The sequence below is a fragment of the Pseudarthrobacter raffinosi genome, assembly GCF_023913735.1.
Classification (GTDB): domain Bacteria; phylum Actinomycetota; class Actinomycetes; order Actinomycetales; family Micrococcaceae; genus Arthrobacter; species Arthrobacter raffinosi.
In genome coordinates, this window is the sequence record NZ_JAMXBH010000005.1 from 22,522 (window position 1) to 43,618 (window position 21,097).

Annotated in this window: 12 protein-coding genes; 6 read left to right on the forward strand and 6 right to left on the reverse strand. The window is 63.5% G+C overall.

Annotation, left to right across the window (positions count from 1 at the left end):
* Positions 1–21 precede the first annotated feature (21 nt).
* Positions 22–3,771, reverse strand: a complete 3,750-nt coding sequence (locus NG698_RS05685; RefSeq protein ID WP_252608668.1) for an Eco57I restriction-modification methylase domain-containing protein — start codon at positions 3,769–3,771, stop codon at positions 22–24.
* Positions 3,771–6,632, reverse strand: a complete 2,862-nt coding sequence (locus NG698_RS05690) for a helicase-related protein (RefSeq protein ID WP_252608670.1) — start codon at positions 6,630–6,632, stop codon at positions 3,771–3,773. Before NG698_RS05690 ends, NG698_RS05685 begins: the two co-directional genes overlap by 1 nt.
* A gap of 1,172 nt (positions 6,633–7,804) precedes the next feature.
* Between NG698_RS05690 and NG698_RS05695 the strand changes: the two genes are divergently transcribed.
* Positions 7,805–9,781: an alpha/beta hydrolase gene (locus NG698_RS05695; RefSeq protein ID WP_252608672.1), complete on the forward strand. Its 1,977-nt coding sequence runs from the start codon at positions 7,805–7,807 to the stop codon at positions 9,779–9,781.
* Between the two features lie 660 nt (positions 9,782–10,441).
* Here NG698_RS05695 and NG698_RS05700 read toward each other — a convergent pair.
* Together NG698_RS05700 and hisC are read right to left on the reverse strand one after the other, a co-directional pair.
* On the reverse strand, positions 10,442–11,854 hold the full coding sequence (locus tag NG698_RS05700) for an amino acid permease (protein ID WP_252608674.1): 1,413 nt from the start codon (positions 11,852–11,854) through the stop codon (positions 10,442–10,444).
* Positions 11,855–11,909: 55 nt separating this feature from the next.
* Positions 11,910–13,007 carry a histidinol-phosphate transaminase gene (gene hisC, locus NG698_RS05705; protein WP_252608677.1) on the reverse strand — a complete coding sequence of 366 codons (1,098 nt, stop codon included), beginning with the start codon at positions 13,005–13,007 and terminating at the stop codon, positions 11,910–11,912.
* A 93-nt stretch (positions 13,008–13,100) separates the two neighbouring features.
* On the opposite strand from hisC, the gene NG698_RS05710 reads away from it, so the two are divergent.
* A complete protein-coding gene (locus NG698_RS05710) occupies positions 13,101–13,604 on the forward strand; it encodes an Lrp/AsnC family transcriptional regulator (RefSeq protein WP_252608681.1) in 504 nt (167 codons plus the stop codon).
* Between the two features lie 120 nt (positions 13,605–13,724).
* A complete protein-coding gene (locus NG698_RS05715) occupies positions 13,725–15,398 on the forward strand; it encodes a thiamine pyrophosphate-binding protein (RefSeq protein WP_252608683.1) in 1,674 nt (557 codons plus the stop codon).
* A gap of 103 nt (positions 15,399–15,501) precedes the next feature.
* Here the strand turns inward: NG698_RS05715 and NG698_RS05720 are convergent, their stop codons facing one another.
* Positions 15,502–15,789 (reverse strand): hypothetical protein, encoded by a 288-nt coding sequence (locus NG698_RS05720; protein WP_252599264.1) that lies wholly within the window; start codon positions 15,787–15,789, stop codon positions 15,502–15,504.
* A 276-nt stretch (positions 15,790–16,065) separates the two neighbouring features.
* Here NG698_RS05720 and NG698_RS05725 point away from each other — a divergent pair, with 276 nt between their 5' ends.
* Together NG698_RS05725 and NG698_RS05730 are read left to right on the forward strand one after the other, a co-directional pair.
* Positions 16,066–16,383 carry a hypothetical protein gene (locus NG698_RS05725; protein ID WP_252608686.1) on the forward strand — a complete coding sequence of 106 codons (318 nt, stop codon included), beginning with the start codon at positions 16,066–16,068 and terminating at the stop codon, positions 16,381–16,383.
* 323 nt (positions 16,384–16,706) lie between these two features.
* Positions 16,707–17,741, forward strand: coding sequence for an AAA family ATPase (locus NG698_RS05730; protein WP_252608689.1), 1,035 nt, complete (start codon positions 16,707–16,709; stop codon positions 17,739–17,741).
* Between the two features lie 206 nt (positions 17,742–17,947).
* On the opposite strand, the gene NG698_RS05735 is transcribed toward NG698_RS05730, so the two are convergent.
* Positions 17,948–19,768: a calcineurin-like phosphoesterase C-terminal domain-containing protein gene (locus NG698_RS05735; RefSeq protein ID WP_252608692.1), complete on the reverse strand. Its 1,821-nt coding sequence runs from the start codon at positions 19,766–19,768 to the stop codon at positions 17,948–17,950.
* Between the two features lie 299 nt (positions 19,769–20,067).
* Here NG698_RS05735 and NG698_RS05740 point away from each other — a divergent pair, with 299 nt between their 5' ends.
* Positions 20,068–21,072, forward strand: a complete 1,005-nt coding sequence (locus tag NG698_RS05740; RefSeq protein WP_252608695.1) for a bile acid:sodium symporter family protein — start codon at positions 20,068–20,070, stop codon at positions 21,070–21,072.
* Positions 21,073–21,097: the final 25 nt, after the last annotated feature.

Here is a 21,097-nt window from a genome sequence, read left to right on the forward strand (position 1 = left end):
TCGTCCCAGTCGTTGTTGCTCCTAACGACTTTTCTTGGCTGCTTTGAAAACGGATTGGCGACCGTAAAGTGGGGGCCCTGCAGGATGACATCGTTCCACGAGGTTGGGAAGCCCGACCCTATTTCGAAGTATCCATTTGCGATCCGCCGTTTCGTGCCAACCTGCTGAGTACTGCAGAGACAGTTCCCGAAAACGCGGCGCTTTGCTCAGCTTTTCAAGAACACTAGAGCTGGCCAAGTTCACGGGGTATACCATCCGAGCCTGTATGGCAGGGGTTCCTGGTTCATCGAGAATGTCAGCCCAGACCCGGAGTACGGACAGATCAACGTCGACGATGCGTTCGGAATGCGGTCGGATATCCCACTCTCCGGCAGCGTTCTTGAGCGCGGGCGCTTCCCCCGAACCGTCATGCCACATGGAGCGTTCCACCGTGTCCGGCTGGTACAGCGAAGCAGCCATTTTGAAACCGGGCTCATCCCGGCGACCGGAATATATATGTACGCCAAATTCAAGCTGGTCAGTCAGGTCGGCAAAAAGCTTCTTTTTGTTGCGGAACTGCCAATGGCGGCGTAGACGCCGGTATGTCTCGGTCCGAAGGTGAGCCGCACGCTTCTCAGTGAAGTGCGATTCCGGATGTAATAAACCGACGGCACCGATACTTGACGCGGAACGCCAGGTGCGGACCATGAACGCTCGATAGAGGTCCGGTTGCAGGCCAGCCAACACGGAGTAGTCACCGACTGATCCTACGAATTCCGCAAGGACGGCCGTAGGAATCGCGTTTTCAACGAAGTACTCCCGCATGCCCTGCCTCGCAAGCGTCTCGCCGCGCTTGACCTTGATCTGTGCCTGCGTCGGTTTCTCCGCCAGCTGCCACCACGGATCACCCTCGGCAAGAAGCGCGGCCTCATCCGACCGCGGCCTTACCCACGGCGGGTTACCCACCTGTAGATCGAACCCACCTCGTCCAAAAACGGACGCGAAGTCGAGTTCCCAGTGGAAGAAGCCCTGCTCGGCGGCGATGTTCTCGCAAACGTCTAACCAACCATGCTGCTTCTTGATGATGTCGATGTCGGAGGCCAGGGCAAAGGCAAGGTCGGCCCGTTCGGCGTCGTTCAGTTCGGCCCAGGTCGATGCGGCACCAAAGGTCTGCTGCCCTGCCATCTTCGATTCTTTGCCCTGCAGGCCAAGAATCGCTTCGAGCGCGGCGAGCCATTCGTCCAGGATCGGTGGTGTTGCCCCGCCAGTCGCGCGCTCTGTCAATGGCCAGAACCACAGCGCGTTCCAGGCATCCATGAGCCGGCGAAGGCGCTGATAGGCGCCGTTCGGGTCGTTGAGCGTTTCCTCGATCTGCTCGCGGGTGACGGCTTGGGCCGGAGTGCCCTCATTCTCCGTCTCGACAGTTAAGGGTTGTTTGCCGAAGTAGTCGATGTCCCGGCGGGCCTCGGTCTCGGCGACCTGCAGTCGGCGCAGCGTGAGCTTCCACAGGGTTTCGACCCGGCGCCCGAGGTTTATCGTGCGGTCGATCTGCGTTTTGCTGAGCTTGGACTTGACCTTGGTGCGCCACGCCTTGAGGTCCTTCTGGGCCTCCCCTGCCAGGTCCTTGACCTCCTTGGCATCGGCCGCCGCGCCCCAGCCCTCGGCCGGGAGCAGAAAGTGGTGGACGCGGCCCACCACGTTGGGATCGTCGGTCTCGGCATTCATGGCCCCGACGAGCCCTGTCAAGGGTGCGTCCTGCGGAGCGCTCTTCAGCCATGACTTGTCATTCACTGACTGCCGTGAATACGTGGCCCGGCGGGCTCCGATAAGCGAGTTGCCTGGCCGCAGCCGCAGCCCGAACCACGGCGCCTGCAGGTCCTTGACCATGGTGTCCAACCAGAGCGAGACTTCGGCGAGTTCCACTGCCGTCGAGTTCAGGTCCACTCCATGTACCTGGTGTAGGGCGATCTGTGCTTTGACCTTCTGGAGCTCCTGCGGGTATTCATCCGCTGGGATTCGGACATCCAGCTCATCCTGCTTGCGCTTCAGGTATTCGTCGGCGAGCTGGCGGACAGCTTCCAGAGCGAACGCGCCAGAGCCCAGGGCCGGCTCGCAGACCGTCAGGTTCAGGATGTCGTCGGCGGCGGTCTTCTGGTCGTTCTGGTCCAGTAGTTCTTCGAGCGCTTGGGACACCACGAATTTGGTGAGCACCTCGGGGGTGTAATAGGAGGCGGACTGTTGGCGTTCGCGGCCGGCGAGCCGGAAGACGAACGACCCTGCAGGGTGAAGCACGGGGCGGCGCTCTCCCGTCCGTTCGTCCACTTCCACCACGAAGTGCTTCGCGTCAATGGACTCGGACCGGTCCACCGGGACCACCCAGGAACCCTTTTCCGGGTTCCCGTCCTTGGCCACCTCATATAAGGGCTCAGCGGCGATGAACCCCGTGTAGGACATCAGGCCTTCATAAACGGCCCCGAGCTGGTTGATGCCGAGTTCCGCGTAGGAAATGAAGCCACGGTCCTTGCCCTTGGCCTCCTTGCTCAGCAACAGGTGCTGCAGGACCCGCTGCAGTTCGGCGTTGCTGAGCTTGGTGCCGTGGATGAGCGACGTTGCGGCGTCGTGGAAGAGGTCGGCCTTGAGCGGCTGGAAGACCAGGCCTTCGTTCTCGCCGGAGGCATCGTCGGAGGGGTTTGATGCTGCCGGAGCATGGCCGTTGTCCACTAGGTGAAAGAGTTGCGCGAGCGATTCGTAGATGTGGGTGCCGCGACGGGATTCCGGGGACTGGATGTTGACCAGGGTCAGTTCCCGCAACCGGTCCAGGCCATAGCCCTCGTTGTATTCTCCGGCTCCGACTGGGAGGACGCCCATTTCCGGGGAGGCCTCCGCGTAAAGCAGGAAGAGGATCCGGTAGAGGAACCGCAGGGACTGGCGGGCAAGGGCCTGACCATCAATATCCTCCACGCCGAGGCCCGCTGCGCGTCGGCGGTCCAGGACGTCGTTGGCGATGATTTCGATGGAGCGGCGGATGCCTTCGCGCAGGTCCTGGGAGACGCCCACAGTATGTCTGACGGAGGCCTCGAGGATGCCGTCCCACCAGATGGCACCGTCCGGTGCCGGCATGAGCGAGTCGCGGCCGAAGATCGCCAGGAACCGGTCTGTCTCGGCGTTCTTCTTGGTGTCGTTGCGGTCTGCGACCAGGAGCGCGTCCGCAGCCAGGTATCGGCCCTCGGCCCATCGTTCTTGTTCGGTCAGAACCAGCCACCGGCCGGCCATGACCACCACAAACTTCGGGGCCTTATCCGATAGATACGCCTCGGACACGGCCTTCGCCACCGTCAGCGCAGGGGACGGGTCTTTGCCGTCCACCAGAACCCGCCCAAGCGGCAGCACCGTGGACAGCACGTCTTCCAGGGCGTCAGCGGGAGCGGCCTCGACGAACAGGACCTCGGAGTTCTCTGTGGCCCACACGCCGGGGACGAGCGTTTCGGTGCCGCTGCGCTCAAAGGTGACGGCCGCCGTCGTGCGCTTGAAACCGAGGGCGCCGCGCAGCAGGGCGTAGGCCTCGGAAGCACCCGCCGGGTCTTCCGAGAGCCCCGCGAGCAGGATCTGAAGGCGTCCGCGGACCTCGGCGAAGCGGGTCGGGGTTGTGGAGTGGCCTTGCTTGCCTTCCTCGTCCCAGTTCTTGCGGAGTTTGACGACCTCGGCCTGGAAGGATTCCTTAGTGGAGTCCGTGGTGAAGAAGTGTTCGCTAATCCAGTCTTCGCCTACAACGATTGAATCAAAAGACGCCATTACTGGTCAGCACCTTCCGGGACAGCGACAGGGGTTGAACGGGGAACGACAATCAGTAGCGGGCGAACCAAGCGCTGGGCCGGGGCGAGCGACTCCGCGATGCGCTGCTCCTCGCTGACACGCTCGCGCTGCTTTTTCACTTCCGCCCGCTGCGCGAAATCGAAGGACAGCTGGGTCCAGCCCGTGGCCCGGTCCTTCCACGCCTGCAGCCGCTGGTTGGCAGAGTTGGCAGCCGCTTCAAAGGTCAGCTGCATGGTCTGCCGAGCGCTCTCCACCGCCTGCGGCAGCAGGGTCTGTAGCCCGTTCACCGTGACCGGTCCGGGGTTGGTCGCCTTGGCGTCGACGCCGATGCTGCTCAGGTGCTCGCCTAGATCCTCGAGCGGTTCGGAGAGACAGAACGTCGGGTTGGCGGGGTCGGGGAAGTCCACGGCGATGAACGCTTTGGAGACCACCTGCCCGCGGCGGTTCATCAGGGTTCCCATGAGCAGGACCTGGGCGGCGTCCACGTCGCCGCGGACCACGAGGACTTCACTGCGGGACATTGAAGACAGTGCCCGGTCGCTGGCCCAGTCCAGGACGGGGTGGAGCGGGCCGAGGTAGTGGGCCTCGGGCCAGCTCATGTCATCGGATTCGCGGGCGCGGTTCAGTTCGCGGGTGCCGGCGTCGACGGTGGTGGCGAGCTTGAGGCGCTCGGTGACGCGCCGCTCCGACAGATAGTCCTGCGGGAGGTAGCCAAGGCGGTGCTGGAGGTCAACGGGCGGGTTGAGCTCGGCGAGGCCGTGGCCGGCGTGGATGGTCCAGCCGAGGACCTTGTGCGGATCGCCGAACGCCTCGTTGAGGGCTTCGTCAAGGAAGTCCAGGTCCGTGGAGTAGAGACCGAGCGGTTTCTCGACTGGAATGGTGTTCGTTTCCCCGTTGTCCTTCAGGGCCTCGAAGTCGAGAAAGTCCCAGAGGTCGCCCGAGTCCGGATCGGCGTCGGGCTCGCCGACGACGTCCTCGAAGTCCTTCTTGCCGAGCAGGACGTCGCGGATGGCGTCTTCCTCCTGCTTGACGCTGTACTGCCCCATCAGGGAGGCAACGTCGTTGAGGACCGTGTGCGCCTCGTACTCGCGTTCCATCAGACGTGTGAGGACCTTGACGTCGCCGGAGAACCGAGTGTTGTGCGGGTTCAGGAGCAAGGTGGTGATCTGCGGTTTCTGGCGCTGGCCGAACCGGTCGATGCGGCCGTTCCGCTGTTCGATCCGGATGAGGCTCCAGGGGATGTCGAAGTGGATCAGATGATGGCATTCGGCGTGCAGGTTCACGCCTTCGGACGCGACGTCGCCGGTGACCAGGACCCGCAGCGGGCTGTTGCCGCGCTTGAACTGGTCCACGATGCTTTGCTGCTCGACGTCGCTGAGCCCACCGTGCAGGAGGCCGACGTTTTCCGGCTTGAGGCCGAGAGCCTTGGGCAGTGTTTCCTGCAGCCACTTGAGGGTGGCAACGCGCTCTGCGAAGACCACAGCCCGCATGGGGGAGCCCTTGCCGACGCCGATCTTCTTCAGGTAGCTGACGAGCTCGGCGTACTTGGCGGATTCACCGCTGTTGGCCGCCTCGGCGAGCTTGCTGAGGCGTTTGAGCGCTTCGGTTTCCTTGGCCTCGGAAGGCGAATCGGCGTCGAGCTTCCTCAGGCGCTCGGTGACCGTTTCGAGAAGTGCGGCGGGGCTGGAGAGGAAAGCCTTGGCAAGGATCCAGGAGAACAGCGCACCGTTCTGGCCCGAATACGGTGCCGGCCTACCTTCGGGGTAGAGCCAGACGTCGGAGAGCTCCTCGGCGATGGCATTCTCGGCCGCGGAGGCGGACACGAGCCTATTGTCCGGTTCTTCCCGCTCTGCCCAATCCGCGCCGACTTCCTGGGCAACTTCCGGGCTATGCCGGTGCCGACGGATGATGAGATTCTCCACGTGCTTGGGGTCAAACGTGCCGTCCGGTCGGACGGCGGTGGGGTCCAGGAGGCGCAGGATTTCCGCGAACGACTCGTTACGTCCGTTGTGTGGCGTGGCGGAGGCCAGGATGAGGGCCTCGGTGTTCGGCGCGAGCACCCTGGCGAGCTCGTTGTTCATGGCCTGGGTGTTCGTGACGTTGTGGGCCTCGTCAATGACCACCGCGTCCCAGTGCAGCTTGCCGAGCTGGGCACGGTAGCGGGGGCTTTTGAGAGTGTCCATGGAGATGATGGCGCGCTTGTAGTACGTGAAGGGGTTGCGGGTGGCCGGGAGCTTCTGCCGGATCTTCTGGATGCCGGCGGAGTCAAGGCGGACGAACGGCAGAGCGAAGCGGCACCAGAGCTCATGCTGCATCTGCTCCAGAACATGGCGCGGGGTGACGATGAGGACGCGTTCGCCGCGGCCACGTTTGACCAGCTCGCTGAGGATCATGCCGATCTCGAGGGTCTTACCCAGGCCCACGGCGTCGGCGATCAGGATGCGCGGGCGGATGTTCTTGGTGTCCAGGGCCTTCGCGACGGCGATTTGCTGGTACTTGAGGTTCCGCGACAGCATACGAGTGGAGACAGTCAGGTACTCCGCCGACTGGGGCGTCGGCGTCTTGCGAAGGGTGGTCTCCAGGAACAGGCGAGCCCGGCGGTAGTTGGGGGTGCCATCGGCCACGACCTTGGACTTGGCCGGGTCCACGACCTCGATAGTGTCTAGCGCGGAGTAAAATGCGGCCGTGGTGTCCCTGACAAGCTCGCTGAGGCCCTGGACCCTTATGAGGGTGCCGTCTACCGATTTCTCAACGCTGGTGACGAGCCAGTCCTCGTCCCGGACGCGGACCACCGAACCGGGTGCGACGTTGAGTTCCCGGTGTGTGGTTGTAACGGTCAAGACCTGCTCCTGTACTTCGTGGTTCCCCAATGTAGAGCTTTCGCCCGGCTTGCTGGCTCGATGCCGACCTCGCACGACCAATGACTCCCCAGCCATTATGTACTGGAGGCCGGTTCGGTTGCTTATGACGCCGCGAGGACGGCCTATCTTTCACAGAGTGGGCAAAGCCCGAAATCTTTCATAACGCTTCCCGCCAGGGCCCCGCGCCCTACGGTCTGGCCCAAGGCGGTTGCCAGCACTCTAGGGGAAACGGAGGCCACGTGTCCGAAAATGGCTGAATCCAAAGTCGCGAGCCAACGGGATTGACCTCGAATTCTGGGATGTGCCGCGAGGCTTCGAAGTGGTTGAACTGACGGGCTGATCACTAGCGCTGGCAATCCACCGGACAGCCCGATGATCTGCTCCAGAAATGCCACTCCGTTCTTGACTCCGGCGATACGGCTCAATACGCCCCAAACGATAAGTCTCTCTGACATTCGGCCGGCTCAATTACCTGCCCGTGATTCCACCACGGTTCTCCTGCTGGTCGGATACTCCGCCATGACCGCTGAATCCAGTGACAGGAGGAGCAGCAGGCTTGTTCCGCCAGCGTCCCGCCGGGTTGTTAAGACGGAGCTGGCTCCGGCATCTCTAGGCACTGACCGCGGCGCGACGAGCTTAACGCCCGACAGGCGTATAGGTTTGGGCGAGCACCATTTCTGCTGCAAATTCACCGAGGAAATGCGTCCATCGCCGAGAAACAATACTGACTGATCGGGGCAAAGTCCCCCGCTGCTGGCTTGCGTTGCCGGAGCTCGCAGGTAGGGACCACAGCATGACGCCCGATAGCTCGGCATGACCGGTTGCAGGCAAGGGGCGGTGGCATCAACCACAGTCCAATATCACGCACGTGGCAAAAGCAATTCGTGGCCCTCGGAGCCAGGGACTACTGGAACCGACACCGGAAGACCTAAAGCCATTGCAGTTTCCCCTTTTGATCTCCAACAGCGACTAATCGATTACTTTGGCAGTCTGGTTTGCGGCGCCTAGACTCCGTTGATAACCCTGGTCTGTACATGTCGGATGACCCTAGGACATGCCCCTGCTGGCCGTGGAAGATAATATCAGCTGGGGACACGCTGTCAGGACCAGCTGGGACCACGAATCAGAATTTCCGTCCAAGTGTATAACGCATGCACAGACAAACGTTGCCAGCTAAATATGAGGAAACACCGGTGCTCACGAACCTTACCATTTTGCGTCGAAATATTGAATCGACATACTTTGCAGCCGATACCCCACAACAACGCACCAATACCGCAGATTTGTATATTCAAAATCTCCTTCGGACAGCGGTCGCGGTTGCTATGTACGCAATTACGGCATCGCATCGCCCTAATGCCTCGCTACCGACCCAGGCATTCGGCTTTCTTATGACGTCACTATGGGAACAGGAGCCCATGATGGGCTCGATGAATATTTCGCGCCCTACCGATTGGATCGAACATTCCATAGTAACTGTGGGAGCTTTCTCCGAGTCAGCAAACCGAGCAAGTACGGCGGCACGTGAACGACAGCTATTTCAGGTTCAGTCATTTCTTAACCTGGTTGAGAAGTCCGGAGGTATCCGAGGTCAGGCACTCGAGCAAGTTGCGGCTGATATATCGACCACAACAGGTTACGTTGCGTCAACTGAAGCCAGCCGGGCTCGGCTACCATGGGAGGCTCTTGAATTCCTTGCCAACTTTGACGTCCCTAACTTAGCTCCGCGGGAAGAAAGGAACCAAAATAGAAGGTTTGATTTTCTTGCCTACCTTGAAGCAGATCAGCAGTCCAGCTTGGGAGCGCCCCTGAGATTCAACATCGGAGATATAACAGTTACCGCTCCAAAAACTTTGCAGGTTTTTCAACTAAGTCAAGCACTCGAAACGGCAGGAACCATCGCGCTCCAAGGCTGGCTTTACAGGAAAACTCCACCCGCTGAAGAACGGCCGATGCGCCCAGGAACGGCCCAAGACAATTCCGACGGCCCGGCCAATAGGCGCGACACACGGAAGTGGAAAACTGGCCCTAAACCGCCAACGGTTCACAAACCCATACCGATATCCCCGCCGACTGTACCAACGACGAACGTAGATGAGTTCCGGCCTAAATTGGGTGAAGACGGGGTTGTCCATCGAATCTGGTACGGCACAAACCGACGAGCCCAAGACCCAGGAAATCATCGACTTGGATTCCTGAACGGCAACGACTCTTCTGATAAGTTGAATTACGGGGAGTGTCTGGTAAATATCCCAAAATCTCACAAAATTGGGACCGTGGGACCATCACTAATCAGACGCATACTCAAACCGAGTACCAAACGTGAAAGATTGACACTCGAAGAAATCATTCCTCACACTAAGCGTGAGCTTTTTCAGTCATCTGTTCGGCTCCAATTTGCTGAGAATGAGCCAGGAAGTAGATCAGCCTTGGTTTATATTCATGGCTTCAATAATTCTTTTGCGTCTGCCGCGGTGCGGGCGGCTCAATTAGGTTATGATTTAAACTTTGAGGGCCTAACCGCTTTTTTTAGTTGGCCTTCCCGAGCAAAGGTAAGTCTGCGATCCTACCTTGCAGATCGTAACGCCGCGGAGTCGGCGGCTCAGCACCTTGCCGTGTTCATAGAAACGCTTTTCGAGGACACTGACCTCGATAAGGTGAACTTTGTCGTACATTCCATGGGTAACCTTGTCGTTGCTCGCGCAATTCAGATACTGAGCACTCGTTCATCCCCGCACAACATTGAATTTGATGTTCTGATTCTTGCCGCGCCGGATCTGGAGCCGAATCTCTTTACTCAACTTGCTGTCAGCTATCCCACCATTTCAAGTCATTCCGTTATGTACGTTTCGGATGCCGACCGCGCGTTACAGGCCTCCGCCTTCCTTCAAAAAGGCGTACGAGTGGGTTACGCCCCGCCCATTACTGTCCTGCCTGGAATCGATACGATTGAGGTATCCGGCCTTGACCAGTCCTTCATAGGCCACGACTATTACGCAGAATCTAGACCATTACTTCAGGACATAAAATCGTTGCTGGACGGAAATAGGGATCCGAAGACGAGGGAGGGACTTCGGCAACGTTGTCTGGATGGGCAGTCGGAAATCTATTGGACTTTCGCGCCTTAGCGGCGCACTCCGCTTCCGTGCCCTCCGACACGACCTCACCCTGTCGGGATTCTCACCTGGAACCAACGAGCTCGACGGGCCCAACAACAGTATGGTGCCGCCCCTAGATGGGCGCTGGAGAACCATGACGTCGCCCGTTCCGTCACCAGCTAATAGCAGTGACGGCTCGGCAACATCCGGGCACGGATGCCCTAGTAGTTTGCTGGGACTTCCCGGGGCCGCGCACTTCGAAACAGGGCCGGGAGCTCGGGTTGGCCGAGGCCACGTCCCGGGATAGGCCCAGGGTGTTCCCGGGACTGCGAGCGGAAGACTGACTTTGTGTCGCCGTCAGATTGGGCACCGAACCAGTGATGCTGCCCTCGGAATTGTGCTGCTCCACCCCGAACCGCGGGTCGGAGCGGCTGGCGCTAGCCACCCCGACCCGGCTAAGTGCTCCGTGGCAAGCAAGGTCGACCAGGGCTACGGCAGCCTCCGCTGCCGGAACATCGGGAACAGCTCCCGCACCCGAGAGCCACTGTCTCTAGCGACAGATCCACCGCCGAATGCCAGGCCCCAACCCGAAATCGGCATCCACCACCCCCATGGTATCCGCCAAGATGCCCGGCCTAAGCCGGACATCTTGGTACACAAGGGCCCAACGAAAGGCCTCCAGCGCCTGAGTTAGTCGATGAGCACCGGTTGCTTGGCACCGTCCGAAGCTTCGATCATGGGTGGAACCTTGCCCGAGCGGTGGTGGAGCCAGTTGGCCACCGCCAGAAGCGCTACGAGTGCGAACGTGCTCAGGAGCTGGGGACGGGAATCCTCGCCGATGAAGCCCACTGTGAAGATCGCCGCGAGGATGAGGAGACCCATGCCCGTGAGCCAGGGGAAGCCGGGCATCCGCAGGGGAAGCACGGTTCCCTCGCGGTCGGCGCGGAGGCGCAGCGCGAGCTGGGCGAGGAGCGCGGACGTCCACACCAGCAGGCAGGTCGAACCCACGATATTGAGCAGGACGGGGAGGACCTTCTCGGGGAAAGCCAACTCCAGCACAACCGTGACAACGCCGAAAGCGACGCTGGCCAGGACTGCGACAACAGGTACTTGGGCCTTGGACACAGAAGCAAGTAGACGCGGCGCTTCACCCCGCTCGGCGAGGGAGAACGCCATCCGGGAGGCACCGTAGAGGTTGGCGTTGAGGGCGGAGAGCAGCGCTGCGACGGCCACCAGGGTGATGGCGGTGGCTGCGCCGGGCATGCCGGCGGCCTCCAACACCGCGGCGAACGGGCTCTTCAGCCCTGCCGAACCTACGGGAACCACCGCCGCGATAACGAAGATCGCACCGATGTAGAAGACCAGGATGCGCCACAGCACCGTGCGGACTGCTGTCCGCACGCTGCGTGCCGGTTCCGCGGTCTCAGCTGCCGCCACGGACACGATCTCGGTGCCGCCGAACGCGAATGCCACCACGAAGAGTGCCGTGGCGATCCCGGCGAAGCCATCGGGCGCGAATCCGTCGCCGGTGAAGTTGGCCAGGCCCGGCGACTGCACGCCCGGCAGCCAGCCGAAGAGCAGGGCGGCGCCCACCAGGAGGAACCCGACGATAGCTGCCACCTTGAGCAGGGCGAACCAGAACTCGAACTCACCGAAGTTCTTCACACTGGTGAGGTTCACAGCGGTGAGCACCACGATGAACACGAAGGCCATGAGCCACACCGGGAGGGCGGGGAAGATGGTGGACAGCAGGCCTGCCGCACCGAGCGCTTCGGCCGCGATGACAATCACGAGCTGCAGCCACCACAGCCAGCCCACCGTGGCACCGGCAACGGGCCCGTAGGCCTTGGCGGTATAGACGGAGAAGGCACCGCTGTCCGGATTGGCGGCGGCCATCTCGCCGAGGGCCCACATCACCAGGATGATGAGGGTGCCGGCCACGAGGTAGGAGATCAGCACGGCCGGCCCGGCGGCCTGGATGCCGGCGCCGGAGCCGATGAAGAGGCCCGCGCCGATGGCGCTTCCGAGCCCCATCATGGTGAGCTGGCGGGGTTTGAGTGCCGCGCCCAGTGCGCGGCCAGACGTCTTTGTCTGTTGTTCCATGGGGAGTCCTCTGGTTTGTAGGTGGAACGGATTGAATTTCAGGTCAGTCGATTTGTCAGGCAGCGTGGGCTTCGAGCAGCCGGAGCACGCGGTCGTTCGAGGCGGGATCGGCAACGGTGATCCGCACGCCGTCGCCCTGGTACGCCCGGACCAGGATGCTGGCGCTGTCGAACGCGTCCACCAGCCTCGCGCAGAGATCGTCATCCGCACGGATCCACAGGAAATTGCCCTGGCTCGGCTGCAGGTTCCAGCCCCGGGCTTCGAGCTGCGCGGCCATGCGGCCGCGCTCCTGCTTGACCTCGGCCACCCTGGCTTCCATCTCCTCCCCGGCGTCCAGCGAAGCGATGGCCGCCTTCTGGGCCAGCGCGCTCACGGAGAAGGGAAGGGCGGTCCGGCGCAGTCCCTCGGCGATGGCCGGCGCCGCCACGGCGTATCCCACGCGCAGGCCGGCGAGTCCGTAGGCCTTCGAGAAGGTGCGCAGGATGCCGACGTTCGGGTACTGGCGGTAGAGGGCCAGGGAATCGGGGCCGCTGCCCGCTTCGGCGTATTCCACATAGGCCTCATCGATCACCACGAGGATGTCGGAGCGGACAGTTCGCAGGAAGGCCTCGATGCGTTCGTGGCTGATCGGCACGCCCGTCGGATTGTTGGGGGTGCAGAGCAGGATCACCTTGGTGCGGGCAGTGACGGCTGCCGCCATGGCATCGAGGTCGTGGCCCTCAGCGCCGTCCAGCGGGATGCGGACCGGCCGCGCGCCTGCCAGCTCAACCAGGATGGGGTAGGCCTCGAAGGAGCGCCACGCGAAGATCACCTCATCGCCGGCGTCGCACAGTCCGGTGATGATCTGCTGGAGGACGCCGACGCTGCCCGGTCCCACCGCAATCTCCCCCGCGGTGACGCCGAAGTGGCGCGCAATCCTTTCGCGGAGCTCGACGGCGGCCGAGTCAGGGTAGCGGTTCATGGTGCCGGCCGCTTCGGCCACCGCAGCGGCAGCAGCGGGCAGTGGCTCGTAGTGGCTTTCGTTGCTGGCGAGGGCTGCGATGTCCATGCCGGCGCTGCGCCGGCCCGGGACGTAGGGCGGGAGGCCGGCCACCGCGCCGCGAACGGTGGGAAGTGCGGTTTCCGGTGCAGTCAGGAGCTGATCACGGGTCATGAGGACCGATCATGGTTGTGACCCTGCCCACATTGCAAGATACCCTCAACGCATTGGGACTTCTGCTCAACTTCTACTGACTGTGGTGAAAATATGACCATCCAGAACTCTCGCACTCTGGATTCCCTCGACGGCAGGATCATCCTGGCCCTAGACAAGGACCCGGAAGCCAGCGCCCTGGCACTCTCGCGGACGCTCGGCGTCGCACGGAATACGGTCCACGCCAGGCTGGCACGGCTCGAGCGCAGCGGCGCCCTCCGCTCCTTCAGCCGGAGACTGGATCCCGCCGCGCTTGGCTATGACCTCATGGCTTTCCTCTCACTGTCCATCAGCCAGACCCGGACAGGTGCGGTGGAAGACGGGCTCGCCGCGATTCCGGAGGTCATCGAGGTGCACGCCACCACCGGGGACGCGGACCTCATGGCCAAGGTGGTGGCACGCAGTACGGCCGATCTCTACCGCATCACCAACCAGATCCTGGAAATCGAGGGGATCCAACGGACCAGCACGGCCATTTCCGTGCTGGAACTCATGCCGCCCCGCTACGACGGCCTCCTGAGCCGGCTCTCGGAGCAGGAATCCCGCCCTTCGACCTAAGTGCGGGTGATGCACGCCACAAGTGCGCAAATTTTCACTTCTGGCTGCCTTCTATTGCCAAATATCCCAATCGAACTCGACTCTCTTGCCTATCTGTTGACCAGCGCACAAGATTCCTGCATGACTTCACTTACCGTCTCCGGCCGCGTGGCACAGGTTCTCAGCAGCTATCTCAGCGATGTGTTCGGCGTTATGGGCAACGGAAACGTCTACTTCCTGGACGCCGCGGAAAAGCTGGGCCTCCGATTCTCCCCCGTCCGCCATGAAGGCGCCGCCATCGCCGCGGCCGACGCCTACTACCGAACGTCAGGACGTCTCGCAGCGGGCACCACCACCTACGGCCCCGGCTACACCAATGCACTCACCGCCCTCGCGGAGGCGGTCCAGGCACAAATCCCCGTCGTGCTGGTCACCGGGGACGCTCCGAGCACTGGCGCCCGGCCCCAGGACGTGGACCAGGCGGCAATCGCGGCGGGCCTCGGCGCGGCGACCTTCACCGTCACCCGCGAAGCCGCGGGCTCCATCACGCGGCAGGCAGTGGAGTACGCACTGACCAAGCGGACCGCCGTCGTGATTGCCATCCCCTACGACCTCGCGGCACTCGAGGCAGCGGACGAAGAGCTTTCCGAGCCGCCGGCACCGGCGGTGAGTGACGACGTCGACGGCGGCCTTGGGCAGGTAGCCCGCCTGCTCGCAGGGGCGAAACGGCCGCTGATCCTCGCCGGCCGCGGTGCGCATCTCGCCGGAGCCGGTCCGGAGCTCCGCGAGCTCGCCGACCGCCTCGGCGCACTGACCGCCGGAACCGCCCTGGCGCTCAACCTCCTCAAAGGCGAGGGGTACCTGGGCGTCGCGGGCGGTTTCGGCACCGACACCGCGGCCGGGCTCATGGGTGGGGCCGACGTGGTCCTCGTGGCCGGGGCAAGCCTGAGCCCCTTCACCATGCGGTTCGGGCACCTGCTCGGCCCGGACAGCACCGTCATCCAGATCGATGCCGCCCTGCAGCCGACGCACCCCCGGGTGGATACGTTCGTCAGCGCGGACGTGAAGTCTGCTGCGGGACACATCCTGAGGATGCTGGATGGCCTGGCCTCGCCGGACCCCAGCCGCGCAGAAGGCTGGCGCGCGGAAGCCCGCAACCGCCTGGCCGAAGGACCGGCCCACCACCCAGGCTCCGACGAGACCCCGGACGGCCGGCTGGACCCGCGCTCCCTGGCCACAGCATTGGACGCCGTGCTGCCGGAGCGCCGCACGGTGGTCCAGGACGGCGGGCACTTCGTCGGCTGGGCACCCATGTACTGGCGCATCCCCAGGCCCCAGGACCTGGTCATGGTGGGGACCGCCTACCAGGCCATCGGGCTCGGCCTTGCCAGCGCCGTCGGGGCAGCCCGCGCAGTGGACGACGGCCGCACCCTGGTGCTGGCCTCCGGCGACGGCGGTTTCCTGATGGGCCTGTCCGATCTCGAATCGCTCATTGGTGCGGCAAGCAGCGCCGTCGTCGTGATCTACAACGATGCCGCCTACGGAGCCGAAATCCACCAGTACGGCTCCCAGGGTCTGACCGAAAAGCCCATGCTGATCCCCGAGGTGGACTTCAGCGGCATCGCCCGCGCGCTCGGTGCCGAGTCGGCGATCATCCACTCACTGGCGGACCTTGCCGCACTCACGGATTGGATCGATGCCGGCGCCAAGGGAACCTTCGTGGCCGACTGCCGCATCACGTCGAGCGTCCGGGCCCCATGGCTGAGCGAATGGATGGAGGCCTCGAGGGCGGCGAAGGCGGCAGTGGCGGGCTAACTGCCCGGATGGCACGAAAAAGGAGGCCGATGACGACACCCAGTGTCGCCGTCGGCCTCCTTTGATGCCCGGCGGTGGTGCTATCCCCGCAGGGCGCTGGACCCTAGGCCGCCGTCGGAAGCGTTACGTAGCTGCCCTCGATGACGCTGGCGGCAACAACGGGAGTGCCGTCCACTGTGACATAGCTGCCACGGGTGCTGGGGGGCAGGTTTCGGGCACCGGCGACGGTGACATAGCTGCCCTCGACGCCGGCGGGGACGCTGCCGGCGGGGAGAGTCACGTAGCTGCCGCCGCGTACTGCGGTGTCAGCGACAGTGATCCCGGTAGCGGTCTTGAGGGTGGTTTCGGTGGTGGATGAGGATGTTGCGGGGCGTTGGGTCAGCAATGTCATGGGTTCTCCTTGGCGTTTCAGGATGAGGGCCATTCGGGTTCTTGTGCCGCTCAAGCAGGAGGGCGGTTGCGCGTTGTGTCGCTTGCCCCGCTGGCCCGGGTATGTTCACCGGTGCGGCACTCGAGGGCTATGATGGCCTGTACCTAACTTTACGTCTTATCGTGAGCTACTCAAAATAACGTGGGAAGGCTCACGTTTACGCAAGGCGGCTGTTCGCCATCCGATGCGGGGACTAGTCTGATCCGCATCAACGTCCACCGCCGTCAAGGAGCCGTCATGGCCGGGTTTGTGCAGATCATCGAATTCAAGACGTCCCGTATCAAGGAGATTGAAGAACTGGGCCGTCCCTCAAGAACCGAGGGGAGCGCTCCGGCCACGTTCCGCCGGATTGTTGCCACGGCGGACAGGGACCACCCGGGCACCTACTTCACCATCGTCGACTTCGAATCCTTTGAGTCGGCGATGGAGAACTCCGGCCGGCCGGAAACGGCGGAGTTCGCTGCCAAAATGGCGGAACTGTGCGACGGACCCGTGATCTTCCACAATCTGGATGTCATGTGGGAGGACACCGGAGACGGCGCGGATAAGGGCTAGGAGCCTGGCGCCGCCGTCGTACCTCGCTAAGGCCCCGGAGGCATCATGGCTTCGGACAGCGAAAAGCCCCGGCACATTTGAACTGTTCCCGGGATCATTGCCGTAGCTATTCTTGGAGCCGATCTGGCCGTCCTGGCCTTGATGACGTGCTCTACCTTGTCGGCCTGGGCCGCTTCCCGGCCTGCAACTTCTGCCTCATCCTTGGTGCCGTAGTCAACACCGAAAGCACGGCCAGTGCCTGCATGAGTACTACGACCAAAAGGGAGTTGATACTGGTGAGGCCAACCCCATCCCGGTGGGGAATCGAGTACTACAGTGGATGCATGGCTGCCAGCCGCAATCCGCTTGACGACCTGCGCGAAACCGTCGGCCATCTGACCGATCAGCTCAGGCTGCACGGTTCGGAGCGCGTTGATGATCTGGTCGGCGATCTCATCGGTGGGAGGCCCGGGCCGGCCCGGCCGCTGTCCGAGCTGCAGGCCGAGCTCGACGCCCTGGTCGGGCTGGAGACCGTGAAGGAACAGGTGCGGGCCCTCGTCGCACTGCTTCAGGTCCAGGCCCGCCGTAAGACGCATGGCCTGCCGGAGGTGGCCACATCACAGCATCTGGTGTTCCTCGGAAACCCGGGCACGGGCAAGACCACCGTGGCGCGGCTCCTGGCCGAGATGTACCGCGCGGTCGGTCTGCTGCAGAAAGGCCACCTGGTCGAGGTCGACCGTTCGGGCCTGGTGGGGCAGTACGTCGGCGCGACCGCCATTAAGACGGACCGGGTGATCCGGCGTGCGCTGGACGGCGTCCTGTTCATCGACGAGGCCTACGCGCTGGCCCCGGAGGACGGCCGGATGGACTTCGGCCCCGAGGCGATCGAGGTCCTGCTCAAGCGGATGGAGGACCACCGCCACCGCCTGGTCGTGATCGTGGCCGGGTACCCGCGGCTGATGGAGTCCTTCTTGCTCTCGAACCCCGGACTGCGCTCCCGGTTCGCCCGCGAGATCACGTTCCCCGACTACTCCGTCGACGCACTCCAGACGATCTTCCACCAGATGCTGGCCCAGCACGAGTACATGCTGGAGCCGGGTGCGGACCAGGTGCTGCGCCGCATCTTTACCGGACTTCACGCGGGCGAGGACTCCGGCAACGCCCGGTTCGCCCGCACGCTGTTCGAGCAGGCGATCAACCGCCAGGCGCTGCGGCTGTCGCTCGACGAGGAACAAAGTCTCGACGCGCTCGATCGTGAGGCCGTCATGACGCTCACCGCGGACGACATCGTCGAGGCAGCGCTGGCCTTGGGCGAGGAGCCGGAGCCGGAGCCGACGCCGGAACCGGAGCGGTCACGCTGGTGGCGCTGGCTGGCGTGACCGGATCGCTAGGGCCCTGGACCCCACCCCGGTCACAAACAGCGCCACCGCGGCTTCGCGCTACTCCTCAGACAACGAACTGCCCTTAACATGAAACTGCTCCCCGTAAGTTAGAACTGAATTTTCAGTCCAAATTTCGGGGAGCAGTTCAATCCTCGTGCCAGGGCCTTTCCCTGTCCGCCAAGCAGCGGAACTGCTGAGAGTCGTTAGCCAGCAACCTGGAACGTCAGGGTCTCCGTGAAGATCCGGCCGTACACGTCCGTGGCGGTGACAGTTGCGGTGTGCTCGCCCGCGGCGAGGTCGTTGGGTACTTCCAGCCGCCACAGGTGCATCATGCGGTCGGCCAGGCTTCCGCCGTTGACCAGCTGCTCCTGAACAGCAACCGGGTCGGAGTATTCAGCGCCGACCAGCTGGCCTTCGCCCTGCATCTGCTGCGTGCGGACCGCCTCAACCGTCTCGCCGCCGTCGAGCTGTACCTTCACCGTGGATCCGGTGCTGCCCATCCAGAAGTTGGTGGTCAGCCAGGTGCTGTTGGCTAGGTCGTCGCGGGAGACCGTCAGCGGGTCGGCGAATGCGGGGGCGCTGCCCTTCTTGGCTAGGTTCTGGGCGTACCAGTCGCGGTAGCGCGGCGTGTTCAGGCCCAGTGACATCTGCAGTGATTCGTCCTCGCCGCGGACGGTGAAGCGCTCCTGGAACTCGGTGTTCTTGATGTCCAGCGTCAGCACGCCCGGCAGGCCGCCGTCGCGCTGGTATGCGAGCGGGTAGCCTTCGGCGGTCTGGCGTCCGGAGTACCAGTCGCCGGAGATGGCGCCGGCGGTGATGTGGGTGAACGGCAGGGCGTCGATGCCGAACAGCTCGGACCAGCCCGCCAGCGAGTCGCCTTCGCGGAGGTTCTCGATGCTGTGGGTGTGTCCGCCCAGTGCGACCACTTCGCGGCCTTCGAGGATCTTGTAGACCTCCTTGACCTGCTCCACCTGGTGCTTGCTGCTGCCCTGGTCGGCGTAGTCCAGCAGCGGGATGTGGGCGGCCAGGACGATCAACTGGTTCTTCGGCACCTGGGCGATGTCATTGCGGAGCCATTCAAGCTGCTGCTCATCCAGCGAACCGGTGTAGTCGCCCTTGGCTGCCGGAAGCTTGGTGGGGAATTCCACAGTGTTCAGGGCGACGACGTGGGCCTTGCCGGCGTCGTAGGAGTAGTATTCCGGACCGAGCTGGGCCTTGAACGTGTCGAACGTGTGCTCGCTGCTGGTGGCGTCGAAATCAAGGTCGTGGTTGCCGGGCAGGAAACGGGCCGGGCCGTTCAGCATGCCTGACAGCTCACGGGTCTGCGGGTACAACGAGAGGTCATCGCCCACCACGTCGCCGATGAACAAGGCGCCGCAGCCAGCGTAGTCCGTGCGCGCGGCCAGGTCGGCGAAGGCGCCGGTACGGGCGTATTCCACCTCGTCCTGGTCGTAGGTCTGGACGTCGCCGCCGATGACGCAGTGCTGCTCAGGCGATTGAGTCAGGCCGCTCTTGGCCAGCGGGAAGTTCACCTGGTCCGGCAGCGGTCCGGTGGGCTCGATGCCCCCGAACTTCAGCTCCGGGGAACCCGCGGGCAGGTGGTGGTAGAAGAACTGGGCCACGTTGTCCGCATCCACCGGAACCTGGTAGCCGCGGGGCTGGGTCACGGACACGGTCATGTTGTCGAACGCCGGCAGCTCGTAGCGGCCCTGGCTGTCGGTCTTCGTGACGTCACGCCCGTTTGATAGGGTCACCCCGGTCAGACCGCGCTCGTTGCCGTCCTGCACGGAGTCCTGGTCCGCGTCCACAAAGGCGACGCCGTCTATCACCTGCTGGTTCTCGTCAGGCCCCGCCACTACATTGACGCTGCCGCGGTAGGCCGAGTCGGCCCAGTCGCTGGGCTCGGCGGCGTTGCCGGTGGAAGCGTTCAGAAGGGAGGCCGCGGCAATGACGGCCAGGGTGCCGGCGGTCAAGGCCAACGGCCGGGCAGGATGGAGCTTGGACGGTCTGGCAATCAAGTACACGAAGATCCTCCGGGTCGAGTGAATGCTGCCGGCCGTTCTAGCCGGCGCATCCACCCTCACAGGGCCGGGTAAACGGTCACCAACGGGTAAGCCACGGGAAGGGGACAGGCACGTAACCACTCGTCGGGGTAACGGGCGACGGCGGCACTCACGCGGGTGCCGCCGTCGTCGATTTGGTCCTTCCCCGGCTCCATCCGGCAAGGCACCCCGCACAGTACAGAGCTGCTGACCAGCACTTTTCCCCGTCATCAACCCGGCTGATTCCGAAACAGAACTCTCATTGTGATACTCAGGTAGGCATGTCTTCATCATCCGCACCCTCAACTACGGCTTCCGCTGCCGAAGAACGCAGCGCCCGCGTGGCCGTCACCCTGTTTCCCCTGCTGATCCTGGCCGGAGGCGCCGTGGCGCTTGCCGCCCCGGACGCCTTTACCGGGCTGGCGCCGTGGATCAACCCGCTGCTGGGAATAATCATGTTCGGCATGGGCCTTACGCTCACGCCGCCTGACTTCGCCATCATTGCGAAGCGCCCCGTTCCGGTGGTGATCGGCGTGGTGGCGCAGTACGCCATCATGCCGTTCCTCGGCTTGCTGATCGCCATGGCACTGTACCTGCCGCCGGCGCTGGCCGCCGGCGTCATCCTGGTGGGCTGCTGCCCCGGCGGCACTGCCTCCAACGTGGTGTCCTACCTGGCAAAGGGCGACGTCGCCCTGTCCGTGGCAATGACCACTGTTTCTACCCTCATTGCTCCGCTGCTGACCCCTGTGCTGGCACTCTGGCTGGCCGGCCAGTACATGCCGGTGAACGCCGGCTCCATGGCGTGGTCCATTGTCCAGATCGTGCTGCTCCCCGTACTGCTGGGACTTGTGATCCGGCTCTTCCTGCCCCGGCTCGTCAACAAGGCACTGCCCGCCCTTCCGTGGATTTCGGTCATTGCCATCACCATCGTGGTGATCGCGGTAGTTTCAGGGAGTGCAAAGGCCATCTTCTCCGCCGGCCTGCTGGTCCTCGCAGCCGTGATCCTGCACAACGCCCTCGGATACGCCCTCGGATACGGCGCGGCCCGTCTGTTCAGGCTGCCGATTCCTTCCAGGCGCACCACAGCGATCGAGGTCGGCATGCAGAATTCCGGCCTGGCAGCGGGGCTGGCACGGCAGTACCTGACTCCTGAAGCGGCCCTCCCCGGCGCTATCTTCTCCGTCTGGCACAACGTTTCCGGTGCCGTGCTGGCCGCCTACTGGCGCCGCCGCAGCACTCCTGCTCCGCGCCAGGGCGGCCATGTTTTGGCGGCAGTCACCGAGTAACTGCACAACGAGGCGGCCACACCAC